General features: G+C 43.2%; 18 protein-coding genes. 15 read left to right on the plus strand and 3 right to left on the minus strand.

Annotated features, from left to right (window positions below; translation table 11 throughout):
• The first annotated feature begins 1 nt into the window (after window position 1).
• From priA to rpe, 8 genes are read left to right on the plus strand one after another with little or no spacing between them, the layout of a single operon-like run.
• Window positions 2–2,413 carry a primosomal protein N' gene (priA, locus tag H513_RS0104900; RefSeq protein ID WP_026799723.1) on the plus strand — a complete coding sequence of 804 codons (2,412 nt, stop codon included), beginning with the start codon at window positions 2–4 and terminating at the stop codon, window positions 2,411–2,413.
• A 15-nt stretch (window positions 2,414–2,428) separates the two neighbouring features.
• On the plus strand, window positions 2,429–3,376 hold the full coding sequence (gene fmt / locus H513_RS0104905; protein WP_026799724.1) for a methionyl-tRNA formyltransferase: 948 nt from the start codon (window positions 2,429–2,431) through the stop codon (window positions 3,374–3,376).
• Window positions 3,369–4,778 (plus strand): 16S rRNA (cytosine(967)-C(5))-methyltransferase RsmB, encoded by a 1,410-nt coding sequence (gene rsmB, locus H513_RS19615; protein ID WP_051239684.1) that lies wholly within the window; start codon window positions 3,369–3,371, stop codon window positions 4,776–4,778. The genes fmt and rsmB overlap by 8 nt, the downstream gene beginning before the upstream one ends.
• Complete coding sequence (gene rlmN / locus H513_RS0104915; protein WP_026799725.1) at window positions 4,723–5,853, plus strand: dual-specificity RNA methyltransferase RlmN; 1,131 nt, start codon at window positions 4,723–4,725, stop codon at window positions 5,851–5,853. The genes rsmB and rlmN overlap by 56 nt, the downstream gene beginning before the upstream one ends.
• Window positions 5,854–5,859: 6 nt before the next feature.
• Complete coding sequence (locus H513_RS0104920) at window positions 5,860–6,615, plus strand: Stp1/IreP family PP2C-type Ser/Thr phosphatase (RefSeq protein WP_026799726.1); 756 nt, start codon at window positions 5,860–5,862, stop codon at window positions 6,613–6,615.
• Window positions 6,615–8,711 carry a Stk1 family PASTA domain-containing Ser/Thr kinase gene (gene pknB, locus H513_RS0104925; RefSeq protein ID WP_026799727.1) on the plus strand — a complete coding sequence of 699 codons (2,097 nt, stop codon included), beginning with the start codon at window positions 6,615–6,617 and terminating at the stop codon, window positions 8,709–8,711. Before H513_RS0104920 ends, pknB begins: the two co-directional genes overlap by 1 nt.
• Entirely contained in the window at window positions 8,712–9,593 is an 882-nt protein-coding gene (rsgA, locus tag H513_RS0104930; RefSeq protein WP_026799728.1) for a ribosome small subunit-dependent GTPase A, read from the plus strand.
• A 2-nt stretch (window positions 9,594–9,595) separates the two neighbouring features.
• Complete coding sequence (rpe, locus tag H513_RS0104935) at window positions 9,596–10,246, plus strand: ribulose-phosphate 3-epimerase (RefSeq protein ID WP_026799729.1); 651 nt, start codon at window positions 9,596–9,598, stop codon at window positions 10,244–10,246.
• Window positions 10,247–10,294: 48 nt separating this feature from the next.
• Here the strand turns inward: rpe and H513_RS0104940 are convergent, their stop codons facing one another.
• The gene (locus H513_RS0104940; RefSeq protein ID WP_026799730.1) at window positions 10,295–11,704 is read right to left on the minus strand and encodes a sugar porter family MFS transporter; all 1,410 of its coding nucleotides are present in this window, start codon (window positions 11,702–11,704) and stop codon (window positions 10,295–10,297) included.
• A 217-nt stretch (window positions 11,705–11,921) separates the two neighbouring features.
• Between H513_RS0104940 and H513_RS0104945 the strand changes: the two genes are divergently transcribed.
• Together H513_RS0104945 and spoVM are read left to right on the plus strand one after the other, a co-directional pair.
• Entirely contained in the window at window positions 11,922–12,575 is a 654-nt protein-coding gene (locus tag H513_RS0104945; RefSeq protein WP_026799731.1) for a thiamine diphosphokinase, read from the plus strand.
• A gap of 71 nt (window positions 12,576–12,646) precedes the next feature.
• Window positions 12,647–12,727: a stage V sporulation protein SpoVM gene (spoVM, locus tag H513_RS19620; RefSeq protein WP_036769295.1), complete on the plus strand. Its 81-nt coding sequence runs from the start codon at window positions 12,647–12,649 to the stop codon at window positions 12,725–12,727.
• Between the two features lie 73 nt (window positions 12,728–12,800).
• On the opposite strand, the gene rpmB is transcribed toward spoVM, so the two are convergent.
• The gene (gene rpmB, locus H513_RS0104955) at window positions 12,801–12,989 is read right to left on the minus strand and encodes a 50S ribosomal protein L28 (protein ID WP_026799732.1); all 189 of its coding nucleotides are present in this window, start codon (window positions 12,987–12,989) and stop codon (window positions 12,801–12,803) included.
• Between the two features lie 243 nt (window positions 12,990–13,232).
• On the opposite strand from rpmB, the gene H513_RS0104960 reads away from it, so the two are divergent.
• Together H513_RS0104960 and H513_RS0104965 are read left to right on the plus strand one after the other, a co-directional pair.
• Window positions 13,233–13,595 (plus strand): Asp23/Gls24 family envelope stress response protein, encoded by a 363-nt coding sequence (locus tag H513_RS0104960; protein ID WP_026799733.1) that lies wholly within the window; start codon window positions 13,233–13,235, stop codon window positions 13,593–13,595.
• 33 nt (window positions 13,596–13,628) lie between these two features.
• A complete protein-coding gene (locus H513_RS0104965) occupies window positions 13,629–15,305 on the plus strand; it encodes a DAK2 domain-containing protein (RefSeq protein WP_026799734.1) in 1,677 nt (558 codons plus the stop codon).
• Window positions 15,306–15,342: 37 nt separating this feature from the next.
• Here H513_RS0104965 and H513_RS0104970 read toward each other — a convergent pair whose 3' ends face one another.
• Complete coding sequence (locus H513_RS0104970; protein WP_026799735.1) at window positions 15,343–16,602, minus strand: NCS2 family permease; 1,260 nt, start codon at window positions 16,600–16,602, stop codon at window positions 15,343–15,345.
• A 184-nt stretch (window positions 16,603–16,786) separates the two neighbouring features.
• Between H513_RS0104970 and sdaAB the strand changes: the two genes are divergently transcribed.
• The 3 genes from sdaAB to recG are packed head-to-tail and all read left to right on the plus strand — an operon-like array spanning window position 16,787 to window position 20,414.
• On the plus strand, window positions 16,787–17,449 hold the full coding sequence (gene sdaAB, locus H513_RS0104975) for an L-serine ammonia-lyase, iron-sulfur-dependent subunit beta (protein ID WP_026799736.1): 663 nt from the start codon (window positions 16,787–16,789) through the stop codon (window positions 17,447–17,449).
• A gap of 42 nt (window positions 17,450–17,491) precedes the next feature.
• Window positions 17,492–18,373, plus strand: coding sequence for an L-serine ammonia-lyase, iron-sulfur-dependent, subunit alpha (gene sdaAA / locus H513_RS0104980; protein ID WP_026799737.1), 882 nt, complete (start codon window positions 17,492–17,494; stop codon window positions 18,371–18,373).
• A gap of 10 nt (window positions 18,374–18,383) precedes the next feature.
• A complete protein-coding gene (recG, locus tag H513_RS0104985) occupies window positions 18,384–20,414 on the plus strand; it encodes an ATP-dependent DNA helicase RecG (RefSeq protein WP_026799738.1) in 2,031 nt (676 codons plus the stop codon).
• The last annotated feature ends 33 nt before the right edge of the window (window positions 20,415–20,447 follow it).

The following is a 20,447-nucleotide window of genomic DNA, read 5'->3' on the forward strand; positions in this document are numbered from 1 at the left end:
GATGGATATAGCACGAGTCATCGTAGATGTCCCGACAAGCCAAACCAATCGAACCTTCGATTATAAGATTCCTCCGCATTTAGAAGGCGTCGTTGATACTGGTATGAGAGTAATCGTTCCATTCGGTCCAAGAAAGATTATGGGGTTTGTCATCGGAATTACAGATGAAAGTAAGCATGACCGGTTAAAGGCCATTGGAGATGTGATGGATTTAACACCAGTGTTAACAGGAGAGTTGTTAGAGCTTGGTAGATGGATTGCAGACACTACGCTTTGTCTTCATATCTCTGCCTTACAAGCGATGCTCCCACAAGTGCTGAAGGCAAAATATGAGAAAGAAATTCATATTATTGGAGACCGAGAGCAGTTACCAGACCGCATCCAGCTTGTAAGTAACGGCCGAGGATACTTTCCTTTTGATGATGTCACGGAGGCAGGAATTCCTTATTCCGTTGTTCAAAAGGCGATGAAGGAAGGAACCATTGAGTTGCGGTATAAGGTGAAAGGGAAAGAAACCTTAAAGAAAATCCCTTATATCGCTCCAGCTGTTCCAGTGGATACCCTTTATGAAGAGTATGAAGGCCTGTCCAAGCAAGCGAAGAAACAGCGTCTGATTACATCATATTTTATTGAGTATCCAACGGAAATAGAGGAGAAGAAACTTCTCGAAGAATTAAATACAACAAAGGCTTCACTAAAGCCGCTAATTGATAAAGGTACACTGTCACGGGTCTACAAGGAAGTGTATCGTAGTCCCTATGAGGAAGATGCGTTCGAACGGACAGAGCCCCTCACCCTTACAGAAGAACAAAAAGACGCCATTACTCCAATATGGAGATCAGTAACGGAGAAACGACATGAGACCTTTTTGTTGCATGGTGTGACAGGGAGTGGGAAGACGGAAGTTTACTTACAATCCATTCAGCAGGTAATCGAAGAGGGAAGAGAAGCCATTGTACTTGTTCCAGAAATTGCGCTTACCCCTCAAACGGTTGAGCGTTTCAAAAGTCGATTTGGTTCAAATGTAGCCGTGCTTCACTCTGCGTTATCTAAAGGTGAGAAATTCGATGAATGGCGCAAAGTTCAACGGAAAGAAGTGCAAGTGGTTGTAGGTGCTCGCTCTGCCATATTTGCTCCATTTCAGAACCTTGGCATTATTATTATTGATGAAGAGCATGAAACGAGTTATAAACAAGAAGACCATCCACGCTACCATGCGCGAGATGTAGCTATTTATCGAGGAGAACAGCACGATTGTCCGATTGTTCTCGGTAGTGCAACACCAACACTTGAAACATACGCACGTGCTAAGAAAGGGGTATACACCCTCCTAAGCATGACGAAACGAATGAACGAAGCTTCAATGCCTGAGGTAGAACGAATTGACATGCGTGAAGAGTTGCACGCGGGCAATCGCTCCATGTTTTCCCGTTCGCTATTTGATAAGATCCAAGAACGGATGGCTAAAGGGGAACAAACGGTTCTATTCTTAAATCGAAGAGGGTATTCAACGTTCGTAATGTGTCGAGACTGTGGACATGTATCAGAATGTCCCCATTGTGATATCGCTTTAACCTATCATCGAAAGAACGACCGTCTAAAGTGTCATTATTGTTCGTATGAAGAAGCGATGCCTACCGTTTGTCCATCATGCGAGAGCGATACCATTCGGTATTTTGGGACAGGTACTCAGAAGATAGAAGAGTCGCTGCAACAACTCTTACCTGAAGCGAGAATTATCCGGATGGATGTCGATACGACAAGACAAAAAGGGGCGCATGAACGTCTCTTAACGAAATTCGGTAACAAAGAAGCAGATATTCTGCTCGGAACACAAATGATTGCGAAGGGGTTAGATTTCGGTAATGTTACGCTCGTAGGGGTACTAGCTGCCGATTCTTTGCTGCATTTACCTGATTTCCGATCATCTGAGAAAACGTTCCAGTTGCTAACGCAAGTAAGCGGAAGGGCAGGGCGCGACAAATTACCGGGTGAGGTTGTCGTCCAAAGCTATACCCCTGAACATTATAGTATCGAAATGGCAAGTCAGTACGACTACGAGTCGTTCTACTTGAAAGAAATGAAGATGAGGAAATTAGGGCAATACCCCCCTTATTATTTTTTAACGCTCGTCACTGTGTCTCATCCGAACCAACTTTATGCAATGGACGTAATCCGGAAAGTAGTTACTTTCTTGCAAGAGCAACTGTCGGAGGAGACGGTCATACTAGGTCCGACTCCATCACCACTTGCTCGGATCAAAGATAGATATCGACACCAATGCATGATAAAATACAGAAATGAGCCGAACTTGACGAAAGTAATGAAACGCTTATTCCAACTATACGAAGATGAAATTCAAAACAAAGATTTGCAGCTTACGATTGACTTTCAACCGTACCACATGATGTAAGGAGTGTTACCATATATGAAACGAATTGTATTTATGGGGACACCAGATTTCTCGGTGCCCGTCTTACAACGGTTACTCGATGACGGGTATAACGTTGTTGCCGTAGTTACTCAACCAGACCGTCCTAAAGGGCGTAAAAAAGTGATGACACCGCCACCTGTGAAGGAGAAGGCGTTAGAATATAACATTCCCGTACTACAACCGGAGAAGATTCGGAAAGAGTACGATGAAGTTCTTAAGTATGAGCCAGATTTAGTTGTAACGGCGGCTTTCGGACAGATTCTTCCTAAAGAATTGTTGGATGGCCCATCCTATGGATGCATTAACGTTCATGCGTCACTTCTCCCTGAATTAAGAGGTGGAGCTCCAATCCATTATTCCATCCTTCAAGGAAAGAAGGAGACAGGGATTACGATTATGTACATGGTCGAAGCCCTTGACGCTGGTGATATGCTCTCCCAAGCGAAAGTAACGATTGAGGAGGACGACCATACAGGGTCATTACATGACAAGCTATCAGTCGTAGGTGCTGACTTGTTAAGCGACACCATTCCGAAATTGCTAGACGGAACCATTACAGCAGAACCTCAAGATGAAACAAAAGTTACCTTTGCCCCTAACATTAAGCGTGATCTTGAGAAGATTGACTGGAACCAAGACATTGAAACGATTTACAACCACATTCGTGGGTTACACCCATGGCCGGTTGCGTTTACAGAATGGCGTTCCAAACCACTTAAAGTGTGGTGGGGTGAGAAGGTAGCGAGTAAGTTCAATGGGGAAAATGGTGAAATTGTAGCCATTGAAGACGAAGGAATCATTGTCAAATGTGGCGATGGGCATGGAATTCGCATTACAGACTTGCAACCTTCCGGGAAGAAACGCATGGATGCCTCATCCTTCCTCCGTGGAGCGGGTCAATCGCTAGAACTTGGAGAGGTATTAGGAGAGAGCCATGAGTAATGAAGCATTAAGAGAAACCGCCCTTGAAATCTTAACGAGAGTCGGAGAAAACAATAGTTTCAGTCACCTATTGATGAATCAAGCCATTGAGAAGAAGGGGCTTGCTCACCGAGATACTGGACTGTTGACAGAGATTGTGTACGGAACGTTGCAACGTAAAGTTGGGTTACAATACCTTGTTGCTCCGTTTATTGTGAAACAGAAGAAGCTAAAGCCATGGGTGCTTTGGCTTCTTTACATGTCGGTATACCAAATGAAGTATTTAGACCGTGTCCCAGACCATGCCGTCATTCATGAAGCAGTAGAGATTGCGAAGAAGAAAGGTCATAAAGGCATTGCCTCTATGGTCAACGGGGTACTTCGCTCCATGCAACGTAACGGTACCCGTTCTTTCGAAGAAATTGAGGACCCAATTGAGCGTTTAGCAACGGAAACAAGTCATCCATTATGGATGGTGAAGCGTTGGGTGGACATGTATGGTCTTGAGGAAACAAAGGCGATGTGCTTTACGAACCTGGAGACGAAGAGCATGTCTGTACGAGTGAATACGACAAAGTATACACGGAGTGAAATCATCGAGCGTTTAACGGAGGATGAATTCGATGTCGAACCTTCTTCCCTTGCAAACGACGGGATCTTAATCTTCAAGGGGAATATTCTGAAGCATGAACTGTTCCGAAATGGTGGATTAACCATTCAAGATGAAAGTTCAATGCTTGTCGGTCAGCACATTGGTGTATCGAAAGGGATGGAAGTACTCGACGCATGTAGTGCACCCGGCGGGAAGACAACGCACATGGCAGAGTATATGGATAATGAGGGAAATGTAACAGCATACGATTTGCACGAGAAGAAGGTACGCCTTGTGAAGCAAAAAGCAGAGCAGCTTGGGTTAACAAACGTGACAACTGGAGCAGCAGACAGCCGTGCTTTACGAGATAAGCATGATGATCACACTTTCGATCGTATTTTATTAGATGCCCCGTGCTCAGGGCTTGGGGTAGTAAGAGGGAAGCCTGATATTAAGTACTCAAAATCAGAAGAAGATATTAAAACCCTTTCCCGAATTCAGCGAGAGCTGTTAGAATCGGTAAGTCCCTTACTGAAAGAAGACGGCAAATTAATGTACAGTACTTGTACGGTAGACGTGCAAGAGAATGAACAAGTCATCCAATCCTTCTTACAGGACCATCCTGAATGGGAAGTGGATGCTGCCTTTTTTGAAGAGTTACCAGAAGAAACGAAGGAATTGCCAGGCGTGTCTCCATTTGGTCTTCAACTCTTTCCACAGGACTTTGACACAGACGGATTTTTCTTAACTAGATTGAAAAGAAGGAGTGACTTCCATGACGGAAGCAACGAAGCAAGAGAACACACAAGTAACGAAACGACGAAAGCGTAAGAAAGAAAAGCGCCCTAATCTAGGAACCTCAATCTATTCTTTAACATTTGAAGAACTAGAGAAGTGGCTGAAGGATAATGGGGAGCCTGCGTTCCGCGCTACTCAAATATTTGAATGGTTGTACCAAAAGCGTGTATCTACATTCGAAGAAATGACAAACCTTTCAAAAGGGTTACGCACAAAGCTTGAAGAAGCATTTAAGATTACAACGCTAAGCACCGTCATTCAACAGAAGTCTACAGATGGTACGACAATGAAGTTTCTATTTGAAATGCATGACGGTTATACAATTGAAACAGTACTAATGAAACATGACTACGGCTATTCCGTATGTGTAACGACACAAGTGGGTTGCCGTATCGGTTGTACATTCTGTGCTTCTACACTAGGTGGGTTAAAACGCCAGCTAGAAGCAGGAGAAATCGTAAGTCAAGTGCTTAAAGTTCAACAAGCGTTGGACGATGCAGGGGAACGCGTTGCATCTGTCGTAATTATGGGTATAGGCGAGCCATTTGATAACTATGAAGAGATGCTTGCGTTCTTGAAGGTCTTGAACCACGACAAGGGATTAAATATTGGCGCGCGCCACATCACAATCTCTACTAGCGGAATTATTCCTAAAATTTACGAATTCGCAGACGAGAAGATGCAAATCAACTTTGCTGTTTCCCTACACGCTGCAAACCATGAATTGCGCTCTAAATTGATGCCGATCAACAAAGCGTATCCGTTAGAGAAACTTCTAGAATCCATGAAGTATTACAACGATACGACGGGTCGTCGTGTTACGATTGAGTATGGACTCATGGGTGGCGAGAACGATTCAAATGAACATGCTATGGAATTAGCTCAAAAGATTAAAGAGTACAACCTAAAGACACACGTTAACTTAATTCCAGTTAACTACGTTCCTGAACGTGATTATGTGCGTACAGGACGAAATCAAATTTTCGAATTCGAACGTACGTTGAAAGAACAAGGTGTGAACGTAACGATTCGACGTGAGCAAGGTCACGATATTGATGCTGCATGTGGCCAGTTGCGTGCGAAGGAGCGTAAACAAGAGACGAGGTGATAGGCCGTGAATGGATATTTCCTAACAGATACAGGACAAGTTCGATCTCATAATGAAGATGCAGGCGGATTGTATTTGAACGCCTCTGAACAAGCTTTAGCCGTTGTCGCAGATGGTATGGGCGGTCACCGTGCAGGAGATGTAGCTAGCTCGCTAGCTGCATCCTCTTTACATAAGAAATGGCTCGAGTCTTCTCTAATCACCACCCCTGATGAAGCAGAAGCATGGTTGAAAGAACAAGTGCAGGCAATCAATCGTGAAATATTCGAGTATGCTAAAGAACATGAAGAATGTGAGGGGATGGGGACGACTGTTGTTGCTGCGATATGCACGAATGAGTTTGTGTCAGTGGCTCATATTGGTGACAGTCGTTGTTATCTTAAGACTGAATTTGGATTTAAACAAGTAACAGAAGATCACTCCTTAGTGAATGAACTCGTGAAATCGGGTCAAATCTCTCGGCAGGATGCTGAACACCATCCACGAAAGAATGTTCTATTAAGGGCTCTTGGGACTGAGTCTGACATTTCGGTAGACGTAAAAACGATGGTATGGGAAGAGGGCAATACTCTATTGCTTTGTTCAGACGGACTATCGAATAAAGTGAGTGATGAAGAGTTACATGAGTTTGTACAAACTCCACTAAGCGTTGAAGAAGCAGCAGAACGCCTTGTGACCATCGCAAACGAACGAGGCGGTGAGGACAATATTTCACTCGTCATTGTTCATTATGATGAATCGATGGAAGAAGGTGACACATAATGCTTAAGGGGCACCTTCTACATGACCGGTACGAAATTTTAGAGACCATTGGCGGAGGTGGGATGGCGAATGTCTACCTCGCGAATGATACGATTCTTAACCGACAAGTCGCCATTAAAGTTTTGCGCCTGGAGTATGCGAATGACGATGAATTTATCGCTCGATTCCATCGGGAGGCTCACTCGGCAACGAGTCTTTCTCACCCAAACATCGTCAACATTTTCGATGTAGGTGAAGAGGAACAAATTTATTTTATGGCGATGGAATATGTGGAGGGAATGACGCTAAAGAAATACATCCAAACTCACGGACCATTGGATGTGGAAGAAGCAATCTCGATTACGAAGCAACTCACTTCTGCGATTAGTTTCGCTCATGATAATGGGATTATTCATAGGGATATTAAACCTCAGAACATTCTTATTGACGAATATCAACATGTTAAAGTAACAGACTTCGGAATTGCCACAGCGTTATCCGCTACTTCACTCACTCAGACCAATTCTGTACTTGGGTCCGTTCACTATCTGTCCCCAGAACAAGCCCGTGGTGGAATGGCTACGAAGAAATCTGATATTTATTCCATTGGTATTGTGCTGTTTGAAATGCTCACAGGTAGATTGCCATTTTCCGGACAGTCAGCGGTGTCCATTGCATTAAAGCACTTACAAAGTGAAACCCCATCCATTAAGAGATGGAACAATGACCTACCACAAAGTGTAGAGAACATCGTCTTGAAAGCAACAGCTAAAGACCGTTTTCACCGTTACCAAGATGTACACGAAATGATGGATGATTTAGAGACGGTGTTACTGCCTCATCGCATTAACGAGCCTAAGTTTACACCGCCTGTTAATTCCGATGATGAAGAAGTTACAAAGGCCATTCCCATTATTACGAATGATGCGTACAATGACGAAGATACAATCTCAGATACGATTGTACATGATGGAGAAACGGTCCCCCCGGAGTCTCAACAAGCTACACATGAGAAGGGCGAACCGTACTCAACTGAGGACAGCAAACAAAAGAATAAGAAGAAGGACAAAAAGAAAAAACGCGTCCTTCCGATCGTACTAACGTCTCTCCTAATCCTTACTGTGCTAGCGGTTGCGGCCATCTTCATAATTCCAAGATACTTCATTCCTGACGATGTAGAGATTATAGATGTGGCAGGAATGGATTATAGCGAGGCATATAGCAAGCTCAGCGAGTTAAACTTGAATGTGGAACGAGAAACGGAGACATCCGATGAAGTACCAGAAGGACAAGTCATTCGTACCAGTCCAGAAGCTTTTAACATCGTGAAAGAAGAGGCGACCGTTACAATCGTTGAGAGTATTGGAAAACAGAAAGTGGACTTTGAAGATTACACGAATCAGTCTTACGAATCCGTGAAACGACAGCTAGAATCAGATGGCTATTCGTCTGTTACTTCCGTACCTAAAACGAGTGATACAGTACCAGAGGGTGAAATTATTGAGCATGTGACACCAACTGCAGGTGAGCGGGTAGTGCCAGAAGACACAAGAGTTGTGTTCAACATCAGTATTGGACCAGAGAATATAACGGTCAAGGATATGAGAGGTCAGACGCTTAAAGGTGTTCGTGAGTATGCCGAATCAGGTGACATATCATTCTCAGACCGTGATGTGAACTATGACTATTCGGAGACGGTCCCTGAAGGCCAAGTGATTTCTCAAAGCCCAGCAGCAGGGGATGAAGTAAAACCTGGAACTTCTCTTTCTGTCACGGTATCCAATGGCCCAGAAAAGAAATCTCCACTTTCAAAGACGGTGGAGTATACGGTAGACATTCCTCCAAACCAATCTGAAGAAGAACCGCTGGCTAATGAAGAGGAAGGGTCTGGTGATGAGTCACCTGAAAATGCGGATCCAAATGAACACACCGTAGTAATTTACGTAGATGATGTGAACCGCAACCTAACTGATGTACATCAAGAAGATAAAATTACAGAAACCAAGACCTATACGCTAGAACTGCTTATTCCAGTTGATGGGGAAGCAACGTATAAGGTTGTGGTTGATGGGAATGTCGTTAAAGAAGAGACATTCTCGTATGAGGAAGGTGAATAAATGCAGCAAGGCCAAATTGTGAAATCGCTTAGCGGATTTTATTATGTGCTTAGCGAAGGAACTGTTTATCCATGTAAAGGGCGAGGGAATTTCAGGAAACGTAAAATCACTCCCCTAGTTGGTGATGACGTATCGTTTGAAATTGATGAAAATGATGAGGGCTACATTCTTGAGGTCCATGAACGAGAGAATGAATTGGTTCGCCCGCCTATTGCGAATGTCGACCAAGCCGTCATCGTCTCATCGGGAGTTGAACCTACCTTTAACCCGTTGTTGCTTGACCGATTCTTAGTTCTTGTTGAATCAAAGCATATAAAGCCTATCATTGTCATTACGAAAAGCGACTTAATGGATAACGAAACATTGGACAGAGTGAATACCTATAAACAAACTTACGAAAGGATTGGATACTCTGTTATTCTAGGTTCATCTCACAATGAAAATGGGATGGACGAGTTACTCCCTTATTTAGAAGGGAAAACGTCTGTTATTGCTGGACAATCTGGAGTGGGTAAATCTTCCATGTTAAACGCATTAGAACCAGCCTTTCAGTTAGAAATTGGTACAATCTCGAAAAGCCTTGGCCGTGGAAAACATACGACAAGACATGTGGAATTGCATAAGCTCAATGGAGGGTTAATTGCCGATACTCCAGGTTTCAGTTCACTTGAATTTCAGGAGCTAGAACAAGAAGAGCTATCAGAATGTTTCCCAGAGATCTTCGAAATTGGGAAATCATGCAAATTTCGCGGTTGTATGCATAAGAAAGAGCCAAAATGTGCTGTTAAACAAGCGGCAGAAGAGAGAGAGCTTCCCGCTTTTCGTTACGAGCACTATTTACAGTTCCTTGAGGAAATTCAAAACAGAAAGCCGAGGTATTAATTATGGTGAAAATTGCGCCATCCATTCTTTCCGCTGATTTCGCTAAACTTGGGGAAGAGATTAAAGATGTAGAGAAGGGTGGGGCGGATTACATTCATGTCGATGTCATGGATGGACATTTCGTTCCAAATATTACAATTGGCCCACTAATTGTAGAAGCAATTCGTCCGCATACTGAACTACCTCTCGATGTTCATTTAATGATTGAGAATCCAGATCAGTACATTCCTCAGTTCAAAGAGGCTGGAGCGGACATCATCACGGTTCACCAAGAGGCATGCCCTCACTTACACCGTACGATCCAACTCATCAAACAGACTGGCGCAAAGGCGGGGGTAGTCATCAACCCAGCCACGCCTGTAGACGTATTGCGTCCTATTCTTGAAGATGTAGACCTTATTCTACTTATGACCGTCAATCCTGGTTTTGGAGGGCAGTCATTCATACACTCTGTTGTCCCAAAGATTTCGACTTTAGACAACTGGCGTAAAGAGCACGATTTGTCTTATGAAATCGAAATCGACGGTGGTGTGAAACCAGGCACAGCAAAGCTATGTAAAGAACATGGAGCTGACGTTCTTGTAGCAGGTAGCGCCGTATTTAACGCATCAGACCGTAAAGAAGCAATGGAAGCCATTCGTAACGATGCATAATGGAACGAAAAAAGGTTAGAGTATAATACTCTAACCTTTTTTTATGGTTTATGCTTTTATATCCTGTTCGGATTCATAGCCTGTTCGTTCGTTCCACATCCGTTCAATATCTTCAAGTGAACGGCCTTTCGTTTCTGGAACAAACTTAATTGAAAATGGAATGCATAAGAGACAGAACACACCATACACCAAGAACGGAAACGCCCCATTAAAGGTGGATTGTAAGAAACCATTTTGATTCATCATTGGGAATGTCTGAGAAACAAGAATATTTGAAGACCAAAGTACAAATACGCTAATACTCATTACTTTCCCGCGGATACGATTTGGGAAGATTTCAGATAGTAACACCCATGCAATCGGGCCCCAAGAGAAAGCAAAGCAAATAATGTATAAGAAGATAAACACCATGAGGGTGTAAGTAACAGCTTGCATATAAATCATAATCCCAACGATTGTCATGGAAAGCGCCATCCCTGTTGATCCAATAATCAACAGAGTTTTGCGACCAAATTTATCAAGGGTGGCCGTCGCGATAAATGTAGCAAGAAAGTTTACGAGACCAATATAAACACTCTGAAGGTAGCTGGAATTTTCTCCTGTACCAATATTGAAGTCACCAAGAAACTCTGTTGCATAATACATAATGACGTTAATGCCACTTACTTGTTGTAAAAACGCTAAGCCAATCCCAACAAAGAGAGGAAGTCGCCACTTCTTACTAAGGATCCCTTGGCCAGATTTACCCTCTTCTTCTTCTAACCCTTTCTCAATATCACGCAACTGATGTTCTGCGTCTTCCTTCTTGTGAAAGAAACGTTGTAATACCGATAGCGTCTTTTCGCGATTATTTTGCATCGCGAGCCACCGTGGGCTTTCCGGTATGCCCCATAACAATAAGAAGAAGAGTAACGCAGGAATAAGTTCTGATGCGAACATATATCTCCACCCATTGTTTACATTCCATGCCTCACTTCCTACGGAAACGATTTCATAGTTTACGAAGTAAATCGTTAGAATTCCAAAGGTAACAGCCACCTGATAGAAGCTTCCAAGCAGACCTCTCATAGAATTTGGTGCGATTTCTGAGATGTACATCGGCGTTACGATGGAAGCAATCCCCATTCCAATTCCGCCGACAATCCGTGCCATAAAGAAGACCGTGAAGTTTGGCGGTATGGCAGAGAAAATAGCTGATAATCCAAATAAAGTGGCAGCAATCAATAGTGTTTTCTTTCGCCCTAGTCGGTCTGCTAGTTTCCCTGCAGTACTTGCACCGATTAAACTCCCAACCAATGCACTAGAAACCGCCCAGCCAACAGCAGAAGCTCCTAGATTGAAATAAGATTCAACAAATCCAACTGAACCATTGATGACAGCCGTGTCATAGCCGTATAAAATACCTCCAATTGCCGCTACTATGGCAATCATCGTCGCATAAGCTTTCGGATGATTCATCTATGTTCCCCCCTGTACGATGTAGTAAATCCTGTCTGTTGAATAAGAGGAAGATGCGGTATAATGAGGAAATCATCTTCTCCTAAACAAGTATTTCCGAACTTACATAGTAAAAAGTTCCCAAATGACTCTTTGATAAAACGTTTTCTTAAAATTTTATTAACCTAGATGAAGGTTGAACGTATAGAACTAGTAACGATAAAAGGAGGCCGTTTACGTGAAGCACGTAGCAATCGTAGGAGGGGGACCTCGAAAATATGTCCCAACCTTAACGAATTTTTATGATGAAGAGATGTACTGGATTGGAGCGGATTATGGCGCTAAGATGTTACTTGAGCAGAAGATAATTCCTGATTACTCCGTTGGGGATTTTGATTCCGTGTCAGAGAGTGAATTTCGAATCATTCAAGAAAAGTCTAAACAATGTAAAGCATACGAGGTGGAGAAAGATGAGACGGACCTCGAGCTAGCACTTGAGCATGCTCTGGAACAAAATCCGACAACGATTTATTTCTTCGGGGTAACAGGGGGCAGGTTAGATCATGCATTAATCAACTTGCAATTGCTTTACCCGCTGCAACAAAAAGGAATTCGGGGAGTTGTCATTGATGAGGGGAATTGGGTGGAACTAAAAGAGCCAGGCGTACATGAAGTGACTCAAGATGACCGATTCCCAAATGTATCATTCGTACCGTTTACATCAGAAGTAAAGCAACTGACACTGGATGGCTTTTATTATCCTTTAGTGAATGCAAATGTACCATGGGGGTCTACACTGTGCATCTCCAATAAGCTGCATAGAGAAAAGGGTACTTTTTCATTTGAGGAAGGCATACTATTGGTAATAAAGAGTCGAGACATTATAGAGTAATTCTTCTTTCATTAGTTTCATAGGATAAGGATGGGAATGATTACATTTGTCATTCAGAGGAGGGGGACCATTTGAAATTCTATACTATCAAACTCCCGCGCTTTCTTGGCGGTTTCGTACGAGTACTCATTGGCTCATTCAAGAAGCAATAACACCTGTAAAGAAGTTTAACTGTACAAAAAAGGCATTCCCTTAATGGGAATGCCTCTTTTGATAAAAGTAGAATTATACGCGTTCTACTTTACCGGATTTAAGTGCACGTGCTGAAACGTAAACTTTTTTAGGTTTGCCATCAACCATGATACGTACTTTTTGAACGTTAGATTTCCAGTTACGTTTATTAGCATTCATTGCGTGTGAACGAGTGTTACCAGAAGTCGTTTTACGACCTGTTACTGCACATTTACGAGCCATATCTATCCCTCCTAATGCTATGATAGCTCATGTATAGCTTCAAATACTTATTCAATTTATCATATCCAATGCCTGATATCAAGAGGGTTAAGGAAATATATCAAGAAAAGTAACTTGACAGACATTCAGATTTCGTCCATTGTATAAAGGGGTTTTTTAACACGTTGAGGCAATCCTTTCAAAATAATACGGCATATAGTAAAATAACCTTAAGTTTGCATATGAACGAAGGAGGATCTATATATGTCCATTGATTTAAACACCAATTATGGTCATGTCACAATTACGAACGAAGTCATTTCAACAGTTGCCGGTGGTGCAGCAGTCGAATGCTATGGCATTGTAGGCATGGCATCGAAAAATCAAATTAAAGACGGACTTGCCGATATTCTACGTAAGGAGAACTTCTCTAAAGGAGTTGTCGTTCGTCAAGAAGACGGACAAGTACACATTGACATGTACATCATTGTCAGCTACGGAACGAAGATCTCAGAAGTAGCTCATAATGTTCAGTCTCAAGTCAAATATACATTAGATAAAACGGTTGGATTGTCTGTTGATTCTGTAAATGTATACATTCATGGTGTACAAGTAGCAAATGACTAAGTATAGGTTAGTGCAGTGAAGGAGGAAAATGGAGTGACGATACGAACGTTAGATGGAGCAACGTTTGCGCAAATGGTTCTCACGGGTGCGAACCATTTAACCAACAACGCAAAAATGATCGACGCTCTTAACGTATTCCCTGTACCAGACGGTGATACAGGAACTAATATGAACTTGTCCATGACAAGTGGCGCGAATGAAGTAAGAAATGTTGTAACAAACCATGTAGGAGAAGTAGGAAAGAGTCTGGCTAAAGGCCTCCTAATGGGTGCTAGAGGGAACTCTGGTGTGATTCTATCTCAATTATTCCGAGGCTTCTCGAAAGCTGTTGAAGATAAGGAAACGATTACGACAGCTGAATTTGCTGAAGCTTTGCAATCAGGTGTAAAAACGGCTTATAAAGCAGTCATGAAGCCTGTAGAAGGAACAATCTTGACGGTTGCTAAAGAATCTGCTCAAGCTGCAGAGTCTTTAGCTCAAGAACATGAAGACCATATTGAATTTCTTGAAGCTGTATTGAAAGAGGCTAAAGCTTCTCTTAAGCGAACTCCTGAATTGCTTCCAGTCTTAAAGGAAGTAGGAGTCGTAGATAGTGGTGGTCAAGGACTAGTTACCATTTATGAAGGTTTCCTTGCGAACTTAAAAGGGGAAGAATTACCTGCTCATTCTGGTGACTTAAATAATTCTATGGACGAGATGGTGAATGCTGAGCACCATAAGCTTGCTCAGGACTTCATGGATACAGATGACATCGTCTATGGATACTGCACGGAATTCATGGTGAAGTTTGAAGAGGACAAGTTGAAGGAAACACCTTATGATGAAGAGGCATTCCGCCAAGCGTTATCTGAACGAGGAGATTCTCTTCTTGTTGTCTCAGACGAAGACCTTGTTAAGGTTCACGTTCACACAGAACAACCTGGTGAAGCATTGAATATGGCCCAGTCATACGGCAGTCTCATTAACATGAAGATTGAGAACATGCGCGAACAGCATACATCCATTGTAGGGGACCAGAAGTCTAGTGAATCGAAGCAAGAAAAGCCTAAAGAAGAATTTGGTATTGTGTCGGTAGCTATGGGAACTGGCATTAAAGAAATGCTAGAAAGCCTTGGAGCATCTGTTGTCATTGAAGGCGGCCAGACGATGAACCCAAGTACCCAAGATATCGCAAATGCAATTCAACAAGCAAATGCTAAAAACGTGATTGTGCTTCCAAACAATAAGAACATTGTCATGGCAGCAGAGCAAGCAGCAGAACTTGCTGAAGAACAAGTTGTTGTTGTGCCAACGAAGACAGTACCTCAAGGAATGAGTGCTCTTCTTGCCTTCTTGCCAGACCAATCTCTTGAAGAGAATGAGAAAGCAATGAAGGAAGCTGCTCAGCAAGTGAAGACAGGTCAAATCACCTATGCCGTGCGAGATACTCAAATCGAAGGTGTAGACATTGAAAAAGGCCATTTCATGGGTATTATCGATGGGAAGATTAGTTCTTCCAACCAAGATAAACTACAAACAACAAAGCAGTTGCTGCTCGATATGATTGATGAGGATGAAGATGAAATCATCACAATCATCCAGGGTGAAGAAGCAACGAGTGAAGAAGTGGAAACGATTGAAGCGTTTATTGAAGAGCGCTTTGAGGATATGGAAGTTGAAATTCATAAAGGGAATCAACCGATTTATTCCTTTATTTTCTCCGTTGAATAAGAAAAAGTGCGTAACCAGTTATGGTTACGCACTTTTTTTATGTTTGGATGCCTTGTAAGACAAACTGAATCACAAATAAAATCGCAATGATGAGAAGCGTTGCATTTACTTCTTGTTGTCGCCGAACGGCTAGTTTGGCGATTGGATACGCAATAAAGCCAAACGCCATGCCATCAGCAATGCTGTACGTGAATGGAATCATGGTAATAATCAAAAATGCTGGAATCATTTCTGATACATCTTGAAAGTCGATGTGTTTAATGTTCTGAACCATTAACGATCCCACTATAATTAAGATCGGGCTGATGGCCATAGATGGAATCATCGAAATGAATGGAATCAAGGCAATGGTCGCTAAGAATAAGACACCAACTGTAATGGAGGTCGTTTTCGTACGACCATTTGAAGCAATGGCTGCAGCGCTTTCCGCAGATGAAACGGTAGGTGACGTCCCGAAGAACGCGCACGTTAAGCTTGAGAACGCAGTTGATTGAAAGGAGCGCTTAAATTTATGCGGTGCATTCAACATGGATAGCTGTCCGTTAATCAACCCCATGTTCTCAAAGACAAGCACGACTGTGAGTGGGAATACACTTGTCCAGAATGCAATCTCATTAAATGCGCCTAGAGATGGAATCATCCATAAGGCCTGATCTGATGAGAAAGCTGTACCTTGGCTCGTATTCTGTACACCGAATAAGAAAGCTAAGCCTGTTCCGACTAGAATCGTAATTAAGAAATTACCAGGTACGTTCTTTGTGAACAAATAGATCCCGACAGCCAACGTCATTAACGTGACGAGCACTTCAGGTGAGCTGAAAGACCCGATTTCGATAAGGGAATGTTCACCTCGTTGGATGAGTGCGCCCTTCTCAATTCCTATAAACGTTAGGAAAAGACCAAGACCAACCGTGATTGCGTGTTTCAAAGAATCTGGAATGCTTGCTTGGAGCCAGCCACCAAGCTTTGTAAAGGCGATGGCAAGAAACAGTATGGAAGATACGAGAATGACCCCGAGTCCTTCTGCATACGTCAAAGAAGTCCCTTGTACAATCGCGTAAGAGAACAAGACGTTGACGCCCATTCCTGGAATTAGAATCATCGGGGCGTTTGCCCAAAATCCGATTAGTAAACACCCAACGAAACTAGCGAGGATGGTTGCCATGATCCCGGCTTGCATCGGAAGACCTGCATCGTGAAGGATGGAGCTATTAACAGCAATGATATACACCGTCGTAAAATAGCCAATCACTCCAGCCATGATTTCCGTCTTCCAATTGGTTTTGTTTTGATTCATGATGAAAATCCTTCTTGTGTAATAGCCCTCTCCCACCCGATTATGTCCGCGCATAATCCACAAGTAATAATTATAGAAGGGAAAGTTAGGCGGTGCAAGTCTTTAGAAGGTCGGCTTAGCTGTGTTTTTTTGATATAATGTAGAGTGGAATTCGTTTTACCTTTTAATTGAGGAGGTTGTGCAGATGAAGTTTAAGTCTGTTTTCGATATTATTGGTCCAGTAATGATTGGGCCGTCAAGCTCCCATACAGCTGGGGCTGCAAGGATTGGAAGAGTTGCCCGCACCTTATTTGGTCGTGAGCCGAAAACGGTGGCGATCTCGCTTTATGGTTCTTTCGCAAAGACATACAAAGGGCATGGGACTGATGTGGCATTAGTTGGCGGTGTGCTCGACTATGATACATATGATACACGGATATCCACATCCCTTGAGACGGCGAAAGAAAAGGGGATTCGTGTGACGATTACAGAAGAAGATGCCCATGCTGATCATCCGAATACAGCAAGAATTCGATTAGGCGATGACCAAGGAGACCTTGAACTTGTCGGAATTTCAATTGGTGGAGGAAAAGCTGAAATTACAGAGTTAAATGGGTTTGAGCTTCGCTTATCAGGTAGCCATCCTGCTATTCTTGTTATGCACAATGACCGATTTGGTGCGATTGCGTCGATAACACAAGTATTGGCGAAGCATGAAATCAACATTGGACATATGGAAGTATCACGTAAAGAAGTGGGGAAAGAGGCGTTGATGGTCATTGAAGTTGACCAGAACATCCCTGATGCACTTCTTACAGAACTAGAAGAACAGAATCATATCTTACAAGTCGCTCGAGTCGTTGAGTAACTAAACGGGTGTTAGCGCTTACAATTATAAAGGAGGACTACGATGTTTAAGAACGTTGCAGAATTAGTAGAACTATGTGAGACAGAAGGAATTCAAATTTCAGAAGCCATGATTCGTCAAGAGATGGAAGTGAAAGAACGAAGTCGTGAAGAGATTTACAATCAAATGGAGAGAAACTTAACGGTTATGGAAGAGGCAGTCGAGAAAGGTCTACAAGGTGTCCAATCTGTATCTGGATTAACTGGCGGTGATGCTGTTCTAATCCAACAATATATGCAAAATCATGAACCTCTATCAGGACAAATTGTAATGGATGCCGTAAGTAAGGCGGTAGCGACGAACGAAGTGAACGCTGCTATGGGAACAATCTGTGCGACTCCGACGGCTGGGAGTGCCGGGTGTGTACCAGGAACACTCTTTGCGGTGAAAAACAAATTAAACCCAACTCGTGAACAAATGGTTCGTTATTTGTTTACTTCTGGAGCATTTGGATTTGTTGTGGCGAACAACGCTTCAATATCTGGTGCAGAAGGAGGATGCCAAGCAGAAGTAGGTTCGGCTGCAGGAATGGCCGCGGCTGCCATTGTTGAAATGGCAGGCGGTACTCCGAGTCAGTCGGCTGAGGCGATGGCGATTACACTTAAGAATATGCTTGGACTTGTATGTGACCCAGTTGCGGGGTTGGTTGAGGTTCCTTGTGTGAAGCGTAATGCGATGGGAGCGTCCAATGCTGTTGTAGCTGCTGATATGGCACTTGCAGGTGTGACGAGCCGAATTCCATGTGATGAAGTCATTGATGCGATGTATCGAATTGGGCAAACGATGCCAGTAGCGCTACGAGAGACTGCTCAAGGAGGACTAGCTGCTACACCAACCGGTCGCGAATTAGAAGCGAAGATCTACGGAATTAACTTAACAAAGTGAGTGAAAGCTATTGATACAACAATCCGTCACAGAAGTAAAAGGGGTAGGAGATAAATTCGCAGAAGAATTGGCCCCCATGGGGATTCATACGGTAGAGGATTTATTATTCTATTTTCCGTTTCGTTACGATGAGTTTGAAGTCAAGCCGCTAGCAGAGCTTCTACATGATGAGAAAGCTACGATTGAGGGTCAGGTTATTGGTGAACCGACCCTCACCTTTTATGGGAAAAAGAAGTCGAAATTAACGGTAACGTTACAGGTCGAGCACTACGCGGTAAAGGCTGTCATGTTTAACCGAGCATTCGTCAAGAAACAACTACAGGCTGGGGATACTGTAACCGTTACAGGAAAGTGGGACCAACGGAGGCTCCAAATTACCGTTAGTCAGTTTAAGAAGGGGAAGGCGAAATCAGATACCCCCATTCAACCAGTTTACTACTTAAGAGGGAATGTACAATTGGCGCGGCTCAGGAAGACGATGAAAGAAGCGTTGCAGGAGTTTTCTGACGAGGTGGAGGAGTTATTGCCAGAGCGCTATTTGCATAGCTATAAGCTTCCTTCTAGGAAAGATGCGTTACATCAGATGCACTTTCCAGAGAATCATACCTTGTTAAAGCATGCTAGAAGACGATTTATTTATGAAGAATTCTTCGTATTTCAGCTTAAGATGCAGCTCATAAGAAAGCAACACCGTGAAGCAACGAAAGGAAATGCGGTCAAATATGATTCAAAGGCCGTCAAATCATTCGTTCATGCGCTTCCATTCGAGTTAACGGGCGCACAAAAGCGTTCACTGTCAGAAATTATGAAGGATATGTCATCGCCATACCGGATGAATCGGTTGCTACAAGGAGATGTTGGTTCTGGGAAGACAGCCGTTGCCGCAATTGCCTTGTATGCATCTGTAACAGCAGGGAAACAAGGTGCGCTGATGGTGCCGACTGAAATATTGGCAGAGCAACATTATGAATCGTTGGTGAAATTGTTCAAAGACCGTGCACACGTCGTGCTCTTAACAGGATCTGTTAAAGGAAAGCGTCGTCGTGAGATTCTATCTTTAATTGAAAGCGGAGAAGCTACAATTATTGTCGGTACACACGCCTTGATTCAAGATGAGGTGCTCTTCCATTCACTTGGATTAGTCATAGTAGATGAGCAACACCGGTTTGGAGTGAACCAACGTCGTACGCTTCGGGATAAAGGGCTTGACCCGGATGTCTTATTTATGACAGCAACACCTATACCAAGAACTCTTGCCATTACGGCCTTTGGGGATATGGACGTTTCATTAATTGATGAGTTACCTGCAGGACGAAAGGAAGTAGAAACCTACTGGGTCAAAGAACAAATGCTCGACCGAGTACTGGGCTTTATAAAGCGTGAACTTGACCTCGGTCACCAAGCCTATGTCATTAGTCCGCTCATAGAAGAATCAGAAAAGCTAGATATCCAAAACGTAGTTGATTTACATGCGCAATTAAATGAGTACTTCAGCGAAGAAGTAGGATTGATGCACGGGAGATTGTCGACTGATGAGAAAGAAGATGTGATGAAGCGATTCTCGAGCAATGAAGTTCAAATTCTTGTCTCTACAACCGTTGTAGAAGTTGGGGTGAACGTTCCGAATGCAACAATCATGTTGATTTATGATGCTGAGCGGTTCGGTTTGTCGCAGCTTCACCAGTTGCGCGGTCGTGTCGGTCGTGGCAGCCACCAAAGTTACTGCATTCTTCTTGCCGACCCGAAAAATGATGTGGGGAAAGAGCGGATGCGAATTATGACCGAAACCTCCAATGGCTTTGAGCTCTCTGAACAGGATTTGAAATTAAGGGGACCTGGCGATTTCTTTGGAAGAAAACAAAGTGGGATGCCTGAATTTAAAGTAGGGGACATGGTCCATGATTATCGGGCTCTTGAGACGGCTCGCCAAGATGCGAGCGAATTAATACAATCCAATGAGCTTGAAAATAATCCAGAATTTAAGGCGCTACGTGATGTGTTGAAGCAGGATGCGTATTTAAAAGGCCAAATTCTCGACTGATAATGGACGAGGGTTGCACGCAATAGCTTGGTA

This window comes from Pontibacillus halophilus JSM 076056 = DSM 19796 (assembly GCF_000425205.1).
Lineage (GTDB): Bacteria > Bacillota > Bacilli > Bacillales > BH030062 > Pontibacillus_A > Pontibacillus_A halophilus.